The sequence below is a fragment of the Faecalibacterium sp. An192 genome, assembly GCF_002160175.1.
Classification (GTDB): domain Bacteria; phylum Bacillota; class Clostridia; order Oscillospirales; family Ruminococcaceae; genus Faecalibacterium.
In genome coordinates, this window is record NZ_NFKB01000017.1 from 1 (window position 1) to 14033 (window position 14033).

At 62.8% G+C, this 14033-nt stretch carries 10 protein-coding genes; 6 read left to right on the forward strand and 4 right to left on the reverse strand.

What is annotated here, in order from left to right:
* The first annotated feature begins 396 nt into the window (after positions 1-396).
* The gene (locus tag B5F27_RS07075; RefSeq protein ID WP_087365800.1) at positions 397-630 is read left to right on the forward strand and encodes a hypothetical protein; all 234 of its coding nucleotides are present in this window, start codon (positions 397-399) and stop codon (positions 628-630) included.
* 129 nt (positions 631-759) lie between these two features.
* On the opposite strand, the gene B5F27_RS07080 is transcribed toward B5F27_RS07075, so the two are convergent.
* The 3 genes from B5F27_RS07080 to B5F27_RS07090 form a co-directional block, all read right to left on the reverse strand.
* Positions 760-2676, reverse strand: a complete 1917-nt coding sequence (locus tag B5F27_RS07080) for an ABC transporter ATP-binding protein (protein ID WP_087365803.1) — start codon at positions 2674-2676, stop codon at positions 760-762.
* A complete protein-coding gene (locus B5F27_RS07085; RefSeq protein ID WP_087248595.1) occupies positions 2666-4429 on the reverse strand; it encodes an ABC transporter ATP-binding protein in 1764 nt (587 codons plus the stop codon). Before B5F27_RS07085 ends, B5F27_RS07080 begins: the two co-directional genes overlap by 11 nt.
* A gap of 120 nt (positions 4430-4549) precedes the next feature.
* Positions 4550-5002 (reverse strand): MarR family winged helix-turn-helix transcriptional regulator, encoded by a 453-nt coding sequence (locus B5F27_RS07090; protein WP_158098207.1) that lies wholly within the window; start codon positions 5000-5002, stop codon positions 4550-4552.
* A 472-nt stretch (positions 5003-5474) separates the two neighbouring features.
* Here B5F27_RS07090 and B5F27_RS07095 point away from each other — a divergent pair, with 472 nt between their 5' ends.
* On the forward strand, positions 5475-7004 hold the full coding sequence (locus B5F27_RS07095) for a GGDEF domain-containing protein (RefSeq protein WP_087365809.1): 1530 nt from the start codon (positions 5475-5477) through the stop codon (positions 7002-7004).
* 82 nt (positions 7005-7086) lie between these two features.
* Here B5F27_RS07095 and B5F27_RS07100 read toward each other — a convergent pair whose 3' ends face one another.
* Positions 7087-8304 (reverse strand): ATP-binding protein, encoded by a 1218-nt coding sequence (locus tag B5F27_RS07100; RefSeq protein WP_087365812.1) that lies wholly within the window; start codon positions 8302-8304, stop codon positions 7087-7089.
* Between the two features lie 628 nt (positions 8305-8932).
* On the opposite strand from B5F27_RS07100, the gene ilvB reads away from it, so the two are divergent.
* The 4 genes from ilvB to ilvD all read left to right on the forward strand — a co-directional run bounded on the left by ilvB (position 8933) and on the right by ilvD (position 14022).
* Entirely contained in the window at positions 8933-10597 is a 1665-nt protein-coding gene (gene ilvB, locus B5F27_RS07105) for a biosynthetic-type acetolactate synthase large subunit (RefSeq protein WP_087247586.1), read from the forward strand.
* A 13-nt stretch (positions 10598-10610) separates the two neighbouring features.
* Complete coding sequence (gene ilvN / locus B5F27_RS07110; protein WP_087247583.1) at positions 10611-11180, forward strand: acetolactate synthase small subunit; 570 nt, start codon at positions 10611-10613, stop codon at positions 11178-11180.
* Positions 11181-11269: 89 nt separating this feature from the next.
* A complete protein-coding gene (ilvC, locus tag B5F27_RS07115; RefSeq protein ID WP_087365815.1) occupies positions 11270-12289 on the forward strand; it encodes a ketol-acid reductoisomerase in 1020 nt (339 codons plus the stop codon).
* 74 nt (positions 12290-12363) lie between these two features.
* On the forward strand, positions 12364-14022 hold the full coding sequence (gene ilvD / locus B5F27_RS07120; RefSeq protein WP_087247579.1) for a dihydroxy-acid dehydratase: 1659 nt from the start codon (positions 12364-12366) through the stop codon (positions 14020-14022).
* Positions 14023-14033 lie beyond the last annotated feature (11 nt).

The window sequence follows — 14033 nt, forward strand, 5'->3', positions numbered from 1 at the left end:
CGGCGCACAGCGTCTTTTGCCTCTCTCTTTAACTCTCTCTATTGAGAGAGACAGGAACATGTACAGTTACAGGGACAGTTACAGGGACAGTTACAGGGACAGTTACAGGGACAGTTACAGTTACAGCTTGATTTGCTACCGTTTGCTTAGCAAAAGTAGCATTTGCTTGATTTGCTTGCGTTTGCCTGGCAAATGAAGCATTTGCTTGACCGGCAGGGGGGCGGGCAGCCTTACCGGGGGGCGTCCGGGCGGACAGGAGAGAGGCCCGGCGGCGGAAAACGGGCAGAGGCGGCAGCCGCAGGGGCGGGAAAAGTCCTGCCAAAGGGACCGGGCCTGTGGTACAATCAGACCGATAGAACGGGGCGGAGCGCCGCCCATGCGGAGGAGGAAGGCAGGATGAAGGACTGGGATTTCGGGTTTTACGGCAAGGGCGCCCGGGGCTACGCCCACTACAAGCAGGCGTTTGACCGGACGCAGAAACCCGGCAAGCCTCAGACCGGCGGGCCGCATCCCGGCGGACCGGGGGGCGGCCTGGGATGCCTGCTGTGCGGGCTGGGGGTGGTTCTGGCTGCGGCAGGGCTGGCGGGGTTTGCCTGGCTGCTGGATGGGCTGGGGGCGCTGCTGGGGTGACGGCGCCGCCCCGGGGCAGAGCACAGGCCAGTCGGGCCCGCACACAAACGGAAAGCGGCGCTTCCCGGCCGGTGAGGCTGCGGGAAACGCCGCTTTGACTTTGGGAATATGGATGCCTGTACAGGAGAATTAGTCCAGTTCCAGAGCGCCGGTGTACAGCTGGTAGTAGGTGCCCTTGAGGGCGATCAGCTGTTCGTGGGTGCCGCGCTCGATGATCCGGCCATGGTCCAGAACCATGATGGCGTCGGCGTTCTGGACGGTGGACAGACGGTGGGCGATGACGAAGGTGGTACGGCCGCTCATCAGGGCGTCCATGCCGCGCTGGACAATGGCCTCGGTGTGGGTGTCGATGGAGCTGGTGGCCTCGTCCATGATCATGACCGGGGGGTCCGCCACGGCGGCCCGGGCAATGGCCAGCAGCTGGCGCTGGCCCTGGGACAGGTTGGCGCCGTTGCCGGTCAGCATGGTGTTGTAGCCGTCGGGCAGGCGGCGGATGAAGTCATCCGCACCCGCCAGCTTGGCGGCGGCGATGCATTCCTCGTCGTGGGCGTCCAGGTTGCCGTAGCGGATGTTCTCCATGACGGTGCCGGTGAACAGGTTGGTGTCCTGCAGCACGATGCCCAGGGAGTGGCGCAGGTCGGCCTTCTTGATCTTGCGGATGTTGATGCCGTCGTAACGGATCTTGCCGTCCTGGATGTCGTAGAACCGGTTGATCAGGTTGGTGATGGTGGTCTTGCCGGCGCCGGTGGAGCCCACAAAGGCCACCTTCTGGCCCGGCTTGGCGTACAGGGAGATGTCGTGCAGGACGGTCTTTTCGGGCACATAGCCGAAGTCCACGTCATAGAACCGCACATCGCCCTGCAGGCGGGTGTAGGTGATGGTGCCGTCGTGGTGGGGATGCTTCCAGGCCCAGACGTTGGTCCGCTCGGGGTATTCCTCCAGGGTGCCGTCCTCTTTCTCGCGGGCGTTCACCAGGGTGACGTAGCCCTCGTCCACCTCGGGCTCCTCGTCCAGCAGGGCAAAGATCCGGTGGGCGCCGGCCAGGCCCATGACCACCATGTTCACCTGGTTGGACACCTGGCCGATGGCGCCGGCGAACTGCTTGGTCATGTTCAGGAAGGGCACCACGATGCTGATGCTCAGGGCCATGCCCGACAGACTCAGGTTGGGGGTGCCCCACAGCAGCAGGCTGCCGCCCACCAGGGCCACCAGAACGTAGGTCACGTTGCCCATGTTGGCCAGCAGGGGCATCAGGATGTTGGCGTAGCGGTTGGCCTTTTCGCTGTTCCCGAACAGCTCGTCGTTGACCTTGTCGAAGTCGGCCTTGGCGCCGTCCTCGTGGCAGAAGACCTTGATGACCTTCTGGCCGCTCATCATCTCCTCCATGAAGCCCTCGGTCTTGGCGATGGTGATCTGCTGCTGGAGGAAGTAGCTGGAGGAGTGGCCGCTGACGTAGCGGGCGGTGAAGAACATGATGATGACGCCGAACAGCACCACCAGGGCCAGCCAGATGCTGTAGTAGATCATGATGCAGAAGACGCTCAGCAGGGTGACGCCCGAAATCATCAGCTGGGGCAGGCTCTGGCTGATGAGCTGGCGCAGGGTGTCGATATCGTTGGTGTAGAAACTCATGATATCGCCATGGCTGTGGGTGTCGAAATAGCGGATGGGCAGGTCCTGCATGTGGTCAAACATCTTTTCGCGGAGTTTGGCCAGGGTGCCCTGGGTGATGATGGCCATCAGCTGGTTGAAGGCGAAGCTGGCGGCCAGGCTGACCACATACATGGACACCAGGATGGTCAGCAGGCGGAAGATGGTGCCCGAAGCCGAGGCCCAGTCGCCGGTGCGGTAGGTAGCCTCCACCACGGCGATGGCGTTCTGCATGAACACCGAGGGCAGCGAGCTGACGATGGCGTTGACCAGGATGCAGCACAGGGTGATGGGCAGCAGGACCGGATAGAACGAAAAGATGGTGCGGATCAGGCGGGCGGCGACGCCCTTGGGGGCGCGCTTGCCGCGCCCGGTGCTGGTGGTGTTATTCGGCATCCTTGTCACCTCCTGCCGGATTCTGCGATGCACGGTTCTGGGATGTATAGATATCGCGGTAGACCGCATTGGTCTGCATCAGTTCCTCGTGGGAGCCGATGGCGGTGATGCGGCCGCCCTCCATCATGATGATGCGGTCGGCGTCCTGGACGCTGGCCACACGCTGGGCAATGATGATCTTGGTGGTCTCGGGGATGAACTCCCGGAAGCCCTGGCGGATCAGCGCGTCGGTGCGGGTATCCACGGCGGAGGTGGAGTCGTCCAGAATCAGGATCTTGGGCTTCTTCAGCAGGGCACGGGCGATGCACAGGCGCTGCTTCTGGCCGCCCGACACGTTGGAGCCGCCCTGCTCAATCCAGGTGTCGTACTTGTCGGGGAACAGCTGGATGAATTCGTCGGCCTGGGCCAGGCGGCAGGCCTCCTCCATCTCGGCGTCGGTGGCGTTGGGGTTGCCCCAGCGCAGGTTGTCCTTGATGGTGCCCGAGAACAGGACGTTCTTCTGCAGCACCACGGCCACCTGGTTGCGCAGGGTTTCCAGGTCGTACTTGCGGACGTCCACGCCGCCCACCTTGACGCTGCCCTCGGTGACGTCGTACAGACGGGGGATCAGCTGGATCAGGCTGGACTTGGACGAACCGGTGCCGCCCAGAATGCCGATCACCTCGCCCGACTTGATGTGCAGGTCGATGTCGGACAGGGCGAAGCGCTCGGCCTTCTTGGAATACTTGAAGCTGACGTGGTCAAAGTCGATGGAGCCGTCCTTCACCTCGGTCAGGGCGTTTTCGGGGCTGTGGAGGGTGCTCTCCTCGTCCAGCACCTCCACGATACGCTCGGCCGACTCCTGGGACATGGTGATCATGGCGAACACCATGGACAGCATCATCAGGCTCATCAGGATCTGGAAGCTGTAGGTCAGCATGGAGGACATCTGGCCCACGTTCAGGTCCAGGCCCTGGGTGGTGATGACGGTGTAGGAGCCGTAGGACATGACGAACACCATGCCCACGTAGATGCAGAACTGCATCATGGGGCCGTTCAGGGCCATGATCCGCTCGGCCTTGGTGAAGTCCTTCTGGACGTCCTCAGCGGCAGCGGCGAACTTTTTCTTCTCGTAGTCCTCACGGACGTAGCTCTTGACCACCCGCATGGCCTGGACGTTTTCCTGCACCGAGTCGTTCAGGGCGTCGTACTTGCGGAACACCCGGCGGAACAGGGGGGTGGCGGCCCGGATGACCAGCAGCAGGGCGATCAGCAGCACCGGAATGGTGAACAGGAAGAGCATGGCCAGACGGCCGCCCATCACAAAGCCCATGACGAAGGAGAACACCAGCATCAGGGGGCAGCGGATGGCCACGCGGATGATCAGCATGTAGGCCATCTGGACGTTGGTGATGTCGGTGGTCAGACGGGTGACCAGGCTGGACACCGAGAACTTGTCGATGTTTTCAAAGGAATAGTCCTGGATCTTGTAGAACATATCCTTGCGCAGGTTGCGGCCAAAGCCGGCGGAGGCGTTGGCGCAGGTGGCGCCGGCGGCGGCGCCGAAGATCAGGGACACCACCGCCATGACCAGCAGGGACACACCGTACCGCACGATGACGTCCATGGAGCAGCCGGCCTGCATCTGGTTGACCAGGTTGGCGATCACAAAGGGGATCGCACACTCCAGAATCACCTCCACCGTGACCAGCAGAGGGGTCAGGATCGAGGTTTTCTTGTACTCACGGATCGAGTGAGACAAGGTCTTGATGATGTGAGTCATTCCTCGTGGATTCCTCCTTAAAATAGTGTGGGGGACGGCGCCGCAGCGCCATCCCTTTGTTCCTGTACGAACTGTTCAGAGCCGGATTGTTGCAAGCCGGATCAACACCGGTCACGGCTCGGCGGGCGGGACGTCCTCGGCCTGTTCCAGGTTCTGGGCCATGGCGGCCGCAATCTCCTTGAACAGCTGCACCTGCCCCTCCGACAGCCCGCGGGTCAAAACCTCATCGGTCTGCCGCAGGCAGGCGCGGACCTGAGCGTCCAGCTCGGCGGCCCGCTCGGTGGGCACCAGGCTTTTCAGCCTGGCATCGGTGGAAACGCTCTCCCGCCGGATGATATCCTTCTTTTCCAGCTGCTGCAGGATGCCGGTGGCGGTGGAGCGGCTCATGCCGAACACCTGTTCGATGTCCCGCTGGAACACCGGCCCCTGCTGGCAGTGGACCAGGATATAGTAGATGACCCGGCTTTGGATGGCGGTGATGCCAAGACCCTGGAGGGTGACGTTCAGCCTCCGTTTGACCTTGCGCGACACCAGGTTGACCAGAGCACCGCAGTCTTTTTCCAATTTGATCCCACCCCCTTTCGGGCCGGAAAAGCCCTGTTTTATAGTTCGCTTACGAACAATAGATTAGCGGCTTTTCTTAGGATTGTCAAGAATGGTCCATGGAACTTTCACTCTTTTTTCACATATACTCTTGCACAAAAATTCTCTGTTAAATTTGTGACAAATGACGGAGCCGTTCGCTCTGCAACAAAAGCCGCGTCCCCGCGCCGGAAAAGCCCCCTTCCGCCCCGTTTTTGCCCCAGCGAAAAGGCGCCGTATGCACCCCCGGGCGGCGGGCTGCATACGCTGGGAGGAAACAGGTGAAGGGGACAGGTCTTTGCCCCCGGGAAAAGTGATGTATTTTTATCCATAAAAAAAGAATGACTCTCGACAAACGGTTTTGGGGTTTGTTATAATAGGAATGGTAACTGTAACTACATAGCAGGGGGCAGGGAGGGGCTGCCGCCCATACGACAGAACAGGAGGAAACGGGATGAGCCGCTATCTGGAACCCCGGATTCGGACCCGGTTTGTGAACAAAGCGGTCCGGTTCAACTGGAACCTGATGCGTTTGCTGGGGATTTACGGGATTGTGACCCAGATCGTCAATATAGCGCGGGTGCTGCTGTGGAACCATGTGGGCCTGGGCACCCTGAACAATCGGATTTACTTTGGATTTTATGCGGCGCTGCTGGCGCTGTCGGCGGTGTTCCTGGCGGGGGGCTGGCTGATGAAGGACCAGCCGGTGGAGGAGAACTACCGGATGCAGATGGTGCTGGCCAGCCTGCTGGTGGTGTGGCAGACCCTGTTCGGGATCTACGACATCAGCCGCTCCATTTCCATCGGCAAAATCGGGACGGTGACCGCCCTGGTGGCCTTTGCGGCCCTGCCCATGGTGGAGCCGCTGTACGCGGTGGTCAACCTGGCTCTGAGCTATGGGACCCTGATGCTGTTTTTGTCCACCCTGGGGGATGCCGAGGCGGTGTTCAATTATGCGCTGGTGGCCCTGGTGAGCTTTGTGATTTACTTTGCCCGGATCGAGCATATCCGGGTGGAGCTGCTGCAGCAGAGCGAGATCGAGAGCATGAACCGGACCCTGGAGGAAAACGAGGAAAAATTCCTCCTGACCAACGAACAGTATGAGCTGCTGCTCCAGAAAGGGCGGCTCATCGCCTTTGAGTGGGATATCCGCACCGACGTGGTGCGGTTCACCCACGCCTGGAAGGAGATTTTCAACGGTCCCCAGCGGATCGAGAACATCAAGGAATACATCGAGAACGCCCCCTCCCTCAAGCGGCGCCAGAAGGACGAGATTTTCCAGTGCATGAAAAACGCCCGCCACAGGCTGGCCTATCAGAAAAAAGACCTGTTCCTGCCGGTGAAAACCGGGGAACAGCGGTGGTTCGAGCTGCAGCTGGCCCTCCAGTGCGACGGAGACGGCAATCCGGTGCTGGGTGTGGGCCTGCTGTTCGACATCATGGACCAGAAAAGCCGGATCATCGAGCTGCAGAAAGAGCTGCTGATGGACAACTTCACCAAGACCCTCAACAAGACCGCCCTGGAGAGCTATGCGGCCCGCCGGCTCCATGAGATGGGCCCGGGCGAGCGTCTGGGGATGCTGGTGCTGGACATGGACGACTTCAAGAACATCAACGACACCTATGGGCACCTGTGCGGGGACTATGTGCTGGTGCAGCTGGGCGAGCTGATGAATAGCCTGGCCCCCGGCCGCACCCGCGTGGGCCGGCTGGGCGGGGATGAGTTCGGGGCCATCCTGGACCTGTCCAATGAGGCCCAGGCGGCGGAGGATTACGCCGCCCGGCTGATTCAGGAGGTCACCAACATCCGGTGGGGCAGCCAGGACCTGCCGGTGGCCTGCAGCATCGGCATTGCGGTCTGTACCGGCGGCGCCTCCTATCCGGACCTGTACGCCGCCGCCGACAAGGCCCTCTATCAGGCCAAGCGGGCGGGCAAAGGCCGCTACGCCGTGGCCCCCCTCATCGAGACCCCCGAAGAATCCTGACCCAAACAAAAAATCCGCCGTTCCCCGGAGCAAACCGGAGAGCGCGCGGATTTTTGTTTTATATGGATTGGGAGCGGGCGGCTCAGACCACCCCGGCGCGGCACTGTTCGATGAACTGCTTGGCGGCCCGGGGGCTGCGGCCGCCGGCCCGGATGGCGAAGGCCTCGCCCATGGTGACCAGCTGCTGTTCCGGGATGGTCAGCTGATACTGACGGGCCAGTTCCAGCAGAATCTGGCTGTAGAGGGCCTTGTCGGGCCGCTGGAAGGTGACCACCAGACCAAACCGGGCCGACAGGCTCATCATTTCCTGGCGTGTGTCGGCCTCGTGGATGTCGTCGCCGGTGCGGTCGGTCATGGTTTCCTTCACCAGATGGCGGCGGTTGGAGGTGGCGTACACCGCAATGTTGGCGGCCCGGCCTCCGGCGCTGCCCTCTAGGATGGCCTTGAGGGCGGCGAAATTGTCGTCGTTGGAGGCAAAGCTCAGGTCGTCGATGAACAGGATGAACTTGAGCGGGTTGGCCGCCAGCTGGTCCATCAGGTCGGGCAGCAGGTAGAGCTGGTTTTTCTTCACCTCCACCAGGCGCAGCCCCTCGGGGGCGTACTCGTTGACGATGGCTTTCACTGCGCTGGACTTGCCGGTGCCGGCGTCGCCGTACAGAAGGACGTTGTTGGCCGGCAGGCCCGCCAGCAGGGCTTTGGTGTTGGCCAGGATTTTTTCCCGCTCCCGCTCATAGCCGGGCAGGTCGGCCAGACGCTGGGGATCGGGATGCCGCACCGGGGTCAGCCTGCCCTCCTCATTCAATGTAAAGACGTGGTGGCGGGCAAACATGCCGTAGCCCAGCCGGCCCATCTCGGACAGACGGGCCTCGTAGCTGGACGCCAGGCCGGTGGGATGGGCGGTCCACCGGGGCAGGAAGGCCAGTTTCTCCCGCTGGGCCGGGGTCAGGCCGGCGGCCAGCAGCAGCTGGTCCAGGCCCAGCCCCGACAGCTCCTCCAGAAAGTGCAGCTCGCTGTCCAGGGCCTTTTCCAGGGCCGGGGACAAAGCGCCCCGGGCCGCCCGGCGGGCGCAGATGTTTTCGCATTCCAGCACCGCTGCCGTCAGGTACTCGCTGAAATCGTCGGTGTCGGCCCCGAACAGCAGCGCCTCAAACTGCCCCGCCGCCTGGCATACCGCACCGCGGCCCGCCCCGTCGGCCAGGGCCTGGATAAAATGCGCGTAGGCCGCAATCACAGGGTCCTCCAGCAGCCCGCGAAAGACTGCCAACCCTCCCAGCCGCGCGCTGAGATCCTGTATTTTCATTGGAATATCCCCCTCGCATCAAACAGTGGAAATGGTATATATACCTTCTAAGTATAGTGCAGGGCAGGGGAAAAGTCTAGCCCGGCGGCCGGAGGCCACAGAGGCGGGAAAAAACGGTTTTTCGGCCCGGGGACTGGGTTTTGGAGCGGTGCGGGGGAATTTAGCGCAGTGAATTATTTTCATGTGAAAGACGAATCGCATTGCAAAATATATTGATTGACAAGACGCCCTTTTTCTAGTATAGTAAGTTTCAACACAAACAACAAAAATGCGTGGATGGGAACAAGTAACCCGCGGGAGATTTGCTGTTCAGAGAGCCGCCGGACGGTGCAAGGCGGCCGGCGGCCCGCGCGCCAAGTCCTCCCGGAGCAGCCTGCTGAGCGGCCCGTCGCGGGTCCCGTAAGCAGTGCCGGGTGCACCCGTTATCGTGCAGGGCCTTATCGGAACCAGAGGGGAAGTGAGGCCCGTGAGAGGGCGCGGCCAACGCCGTGTCAACGAGAGTGGTACCGCAGAGAACTTACGTATTAAGGTCTTTGTCTCTTGGGCAACAGGGGACGAGGGCTTTTTTATTTATTGCGGCCGGCCCCTGGACGTTGGCTTTGGTTAGGAGTAAAGAGGAGGGAAAAACATGCTGCTCAACGGTTCTCAAATTTTCGTCGAGGTCCTCTGCGAGCAGGGCGTCGATACCATTTTCGGCTACCCTGGGGGCGCAGTGCTGAACCTGTACGACGAACTGTATAAAAATGCAGACCGGATCACCCATGTGCTGACCGCCCACGAGCAGGGCGCGTCCCATGCGGCGGACGGCTACGCCCGGGCCACCGGGCGCACCGGCGTGGTGCTGGCCACCAGCGGTCCGGGCGCCACCAACCTGGTCACCGGCATCGCCACCGCCTATATGGACAGTATCCCCATGGTGGCCTTCACCGGCAACGTCTCCACCGACCTGCTGGGCCGCGACAGCTTCCAGGAGGCCTACATCGAGGGCATCACCATGCCCATCACCAAGCACAACTTCACCGTCCGCCGCGTGGAGGACCTGGCCGACACCATGCGGGCGGCCTTCCGCATCGCCCAGAGCGGCCGCAAGGGCCCCGTCCTGGTGGATATCCCCAAGGACGTCACCGCCAACAAGTGCGAGTTCACCCCCAAGCAGTCCGAGCCCATCCGCACCGTCACCACCTTTGATGAAAAGGAAGTCTCCTGGGCGGCGGACCTGATCAACGGCGCCGAGCGGCCCCTGGTCTACTTCGGCGGCGGCGTCCGCAGCGCGGCCAGCTGCCAGCCCCTGCGGGACCTGATCCATAAGGCCGGCATCCCCGCCACCTACACCCTGATGGGCGCCGGCGTGGTGCCCTACGGCGATCCTCTGAGCCTGGGCATGATCGGCATGCACGGCTGCTACACCGCCAACCGGGCGGTCAGCGAGGCGGACGTGGTGGTGGCCATCGGCACCCGCTTTTCCGACCGGGTGGCCCTCAAGCCCAGCACCTTCGCCAAGAAGGCCACCATCATCCAGATCGACATCGACCCCAGCGAGGTCAACAAGAACGTGCAGGTGGACCTGTCGGTGGTGGGCGACGCAGCCTATATCCTGCAGGCCATGCTCCCCAAGATCAAGGAGGCCCAGCACCCCGAGTGGATGGCCCAGATCCATGACTGGCAGGCCCACGACTACCACCCGGTGTCCGACCCCAGCCGCCTGATGCCCCATCAGGTCATCGGCGAGATCTGCAGCCAGTGCGGCCCCGAGGCCGTCTACGTCACCGACGTGGGCCAGCATCAGATGTGGGCCGCCCAGTACCTGCGCCACACCAAGAGCCGCGGCTTCATCACCAGCGGCGGCCTGGGCACCATGGGCTTCGGCTACGGCGCCGCCATCGGCGCCCAGATGGCTCTGGGCCGGGACCAGCGGGTGGTGATGCTCACCGGCGACGGCTCCTTCCATATGAACCTCAACGAGGCCTGCACCGCCGTCAGCTACAACCTGCCCATCATCACTGTCATCTTCAACAACCAGGTTCTGGGCATGGTCCGCCAGTGGCAGACCGCCTTCTATGGCAAGCGCTACTCCCAGACCGACCCCCACCGCCACACCAATTTCGTCAAGCTGGCCGAGGGCTTCGGCCTCAAGGGCTACCACTGCGAAAACCTGGCCCAGTTCCAGGCCGCATTCGCCGAGGCCCTCAAGAACGACGGCCCCACCTGGATCGAATGCATGATCGGCAAGGACGAAAAGGTGCTGCCCATGATTCCGGGCGGCGGCGACATCCGGGATATTATGATGGAATAAAGGAGGGACCAGCATGGAACATACGGAACAGCGCAAGGTGGTCAGCCTGCTGGTGGATAACCAGACCGGCGTTCTGGCACGGGTGTCCAGCCTGTTCACCCGCCGCGGCTTCAATATCGAGAGCCTGACCGTCTCGGCCACCAACGACCCCACCATCAGCCGCATCACCGTCACGGTGTACGGCGATGAAAACCGCCTCAATCAGCTTTTGCTCCAGACCGAGCGTCTGGAGGTGACCCGCCAGGTGTTTGTGCTGGACGACCGCAAGGCCCTCCAGCGGGAGCTGCTGCTGCTGAAAGTGGCGGCCACCGTGGTCAACCGGGCCGAGCTGCGGGAGATCGCCAGCATTTACAAGGCGAAAATCATCGACCTGTCCCCCGACAGCATGGTCTTTGAGCTGACCGGCAAGCCCGACAAGGTGGACGCCTTCCTGCGGATGTTCGAGGGCTACACCATTCTGGAGCAGTGCCGCACCGGCGTGACGGCCATGGAGCGGGGCGGGATGCACCAGCGGATGCAGAAGCCGCCCCAGGAAATCCGGGCGGTCCAGTTCCCGCTGCCGGGCCAGAGCTGCCCCAAATAACATTGGTTTTTCGCTCCTCGAGAGGGGGACGGAGAGAAATAGATCTTCTGGCATTCTGAAACGAGAAACAGTAAAAGGAGACAACGATTATGGCAATCAAGAAGTATTACGACAGCGACTGCAACCTGGGTGTTCTGGACGGCAAGACCGTTGCCATCATCGGCTTCGGCAGCCAGGGCCATGCACATTCCGAGAACCTGGCCGAGAGCGGCGTGAACGTGGTGGTGGGCCTGCGCAAGGGCTCGGGCCACTGGGCCAAGGCATCCGAGTTTGCCGCCAGCCACCCCAACTTCCAGGTGATGGAGGTTGAGGACGCCGCCAAGGCCGGCGACGTGGTCATGATGCTGGTGCCCGACGAGCTGTGCGCCGACATTTACTATAAGCAGGTGGCTCCCTACATGACCGAGGGCAAGGCCCTGGCCTTCGCCCACGGCTTCAACATCCACTTCAAGACCATCACTCCTCCCAAGAACGTGGACGTCATCATGATCGCCCCCAAGGGCCCCGGCCACATTGTCCGCCGCCTGTACACCGAGGGCGAGGGCTGCCCCTCTCTGATCTGCGTGGAGCAGGACTACACCGGCAAGGCCAAGGAGATCGCCCTGGCTTATGCTTCCGGCATCGGCGCAGGCCGCGCCGGCATCCTGGAGACCACCTTCCGTGAGGAGACCGAGACCGACCTGTTCGGTGAGCAGGCTGTCCTGTGCGGCGGCGTCTGCGAGCTGATCCACGCCGGTTTCGACACCCTGGTGGAGGCCGGCTACGCCCCCGAGATGGCTTACTTTGAGACCTGCCACGAGATGAAGCTGATCGTCGACCTGATCAACGAGGGCGGCTTCTCCAAGATGCGCTACTCCATCTCCAACACCGCCGAGTACGGCGATTACCGCACCGGCAAGCGCCTCATCACCGAGGAGACCCGCAAGGAGATGAAGAAGGTCCTGACCGAGATCCAGGACGGCACCTTTGCTTCCGAGTTCCTCACCGAGATGAGCGACAAGGGCGGCCGCAAGGTCCACTTCCTGGCCCAGCGCCGCATGGAGGCCGAGCACCCCATCGAGAAGGTTGGCTCTGAGCTGCGCAGCATGATGAGCTGGCTGAAGAAGTAAGAGACTGTTTCTTTCCGGCCCCGGTGGCGACGCCGGGACCGGTTTTTTGATTTGGCAGAAGGGAGATACACCCCATGAGAAGCGATAATGTGAAGAAGGGTTCGGAGCGGGCGCCCAACCGCAGCCTGTTTTATGCCCTGGGCTATACCCCCGAAGAGCTGGACCGCCCCCTGATCGGCGTGGTGTCGGCCTACAGTGAGATTGTGCCGGGCCATATGAACCTGGACAAGATCGCGGATGCGGTCAAGGCCGGCGTCCAGATGGCCGGCGGCACCCCCATCCTGATGCCGGCCATCGGCGTGTGCGACGGCATCGCCATGGGCCACGTGGGCATGAAGTACAGCCTGCCCAGCCGTGAGCTGATCTGCGACAGCGTCGAGACCATGTGCCAGGCCCACCAGCTGGACGGCCTGGTGCTGGTGCCCAACTGCGACAAGATCGTTCCCGGCATGGTGATGGCCGCCGTCCGCCTGGACGTGCCGGCGGTGGTCTGCTCGGGCGGCCCCATGCTGGCGGGCAGCTACGGCGGCGAGGAGGTCAGCCTGTCCAAGATGTTCGAGGCGGTGGGCGCCTATAAGGCGGGCATGATCTCGGACGACCAGCTGGAGGACTGCACCTGCAACTGCTGCCCCAGCTGCGGCAGCTGCTCGGGCATGTATACCGCCAACAGCATGAACTGCCTGTGTGAGGCGGTGGGCATCGCCCTGCCCGGCAACGGCACCATTCCGGCGGTGTACTCCAAGCGCCTGCAGCTGGCCAAGCACGCCGGCATGGCGGTGATGGAGCTGGTGCGCAAGAACATTACCGCCCGCCAGATCATCAACGAGCGGTCCCTGCGCAACGCCCTGACCTGCGATATGGCCCTGGGCTGCTCCACCAATACGGTGCTGCACCTGCTGGCTATCGCCCACGAGGCGGGCGTGCCCATCGACCTGAAGATGTTCAATGAGATTTCGGCCCGCACCCCCAACCTGTGCCACCTGGCCCCCGCCGGCCCCACCCATATGCCCGACCTGTACGCCGCCGGCGGCATCCCGGCGGTGCAGGCGGAGCTGGCCAAGAAGGGCCTGCTGGACCTGGATGTCCCCACCGTCACCGGCAAGACCCTGGGCGAGAACATCCAGGGCGCCCGCATCCTGAATGAGAACGCCATCCGGCCCATCACCAATCCCTACAGTGAGACCGGCGGCCTGCAGATCCTGTGGGGCAACATTGCCCCCGACGGCTGCGTGGTCAAGCGCAGCGCCGTGGCCCCCGAGATGCAGCAGCACAGCGGCCCGGCCCGGGTCTTTAACAGCGAGGAGGAGGCCATCACCGCCATCTACGGCGGCAAGATCGTTCCCGGCGACGTGGTGGTCATCCGGTACGAAGGCCCCCGCGGCGGCCCCGGCATGCGTGAGATGCTGAATCCCACCTCGGCCCTGGCCGGCATGAAGCTGGACACCACCGTGGCCCTCATCACCGACGGCCGGTTCTCGGGCGCATCCCGCGGCGCGGCCATCGGCCACGTCAGCCCCGAGGCCGCATCGGGCGGCCCCATCGGCCTGATTGAGGAAGGGGATACCATCACCATCGACATCCCCAACGCCAGCATCAACCTGGAAGTGTCGGAGGAGGAGCTGGCCGCCCGCCGTGCCCGGTATGTGGCCCCCGAACCCAACATCCGCACCGGCTGGCTGAGCCGCTATGCCCGGATGGTCACCAGCGCCAACCTGGGCGCGGTGCTGAAGTAAGCGCTGCTTCT

What these genes read in the sequence shown, in the direction of transcription:
- B5F27_RS07075 (WP_087365800.1), top strand. Translation starts at nt 397, where the DNA reads ATGAAGGACTGGGATTTCGGGTTTTACGGCAAGGGCGCCCGGGGCTAC.
- B5F27_RS07080 (WP_087365803.1), bottom strand. Translation starts at nt 2,676, where the DNA reads ATGCCGAATAACACCACCAGCACCGGGCGCGGCAAGCGCGCCCCCAAG.
- B5F27_RS07095 (WP_087365809.1), top strand. Translation starts at nt 5,475, where the DNA reads ATGAGCCGCTATCTGGAACCCCGGATTCGGACCCGGTTTGTGAACAAA.
- B5F27_RS07100 (WP_087365812.1), bottom strand. Translation starts at nt 8,304, where the DNA reads ATGAAAATACAGGATCTCAGCGCGCGGCTGGGAGGGTTGGCAGTCTTT.
- ilvB (WP_087247586.1), top strand. Translation starts at nt 8,933, where the DNA reads ATGCTGCTCAACGGTTCTCAAATTTTCGTCGAGGTCCTCTGCGAGCAG.
- ilvN (WP_087247583.1), top strand. Translation starts at nt 10,611, where the DNA reads ATGGAACATACGGAACAGCGCAAGGTGGTCAGCCTGCTGGTGGATAAC.
- ilvC (WP_087365815.1), top strand. Translation starts at nt 11,270, where the DNA reads ATGGCAATCAAGAAGTATTACGACAGCGACTGCAACCTGGGTGTTCTG.
- ilvD (WP_087247579.1), top strand. Translation starts at nt 12,364, where the DNA reads ATGAGAAGCGATAATGTGAAGAAGGGTTCGGAGCGGGCGCCCAACCGC.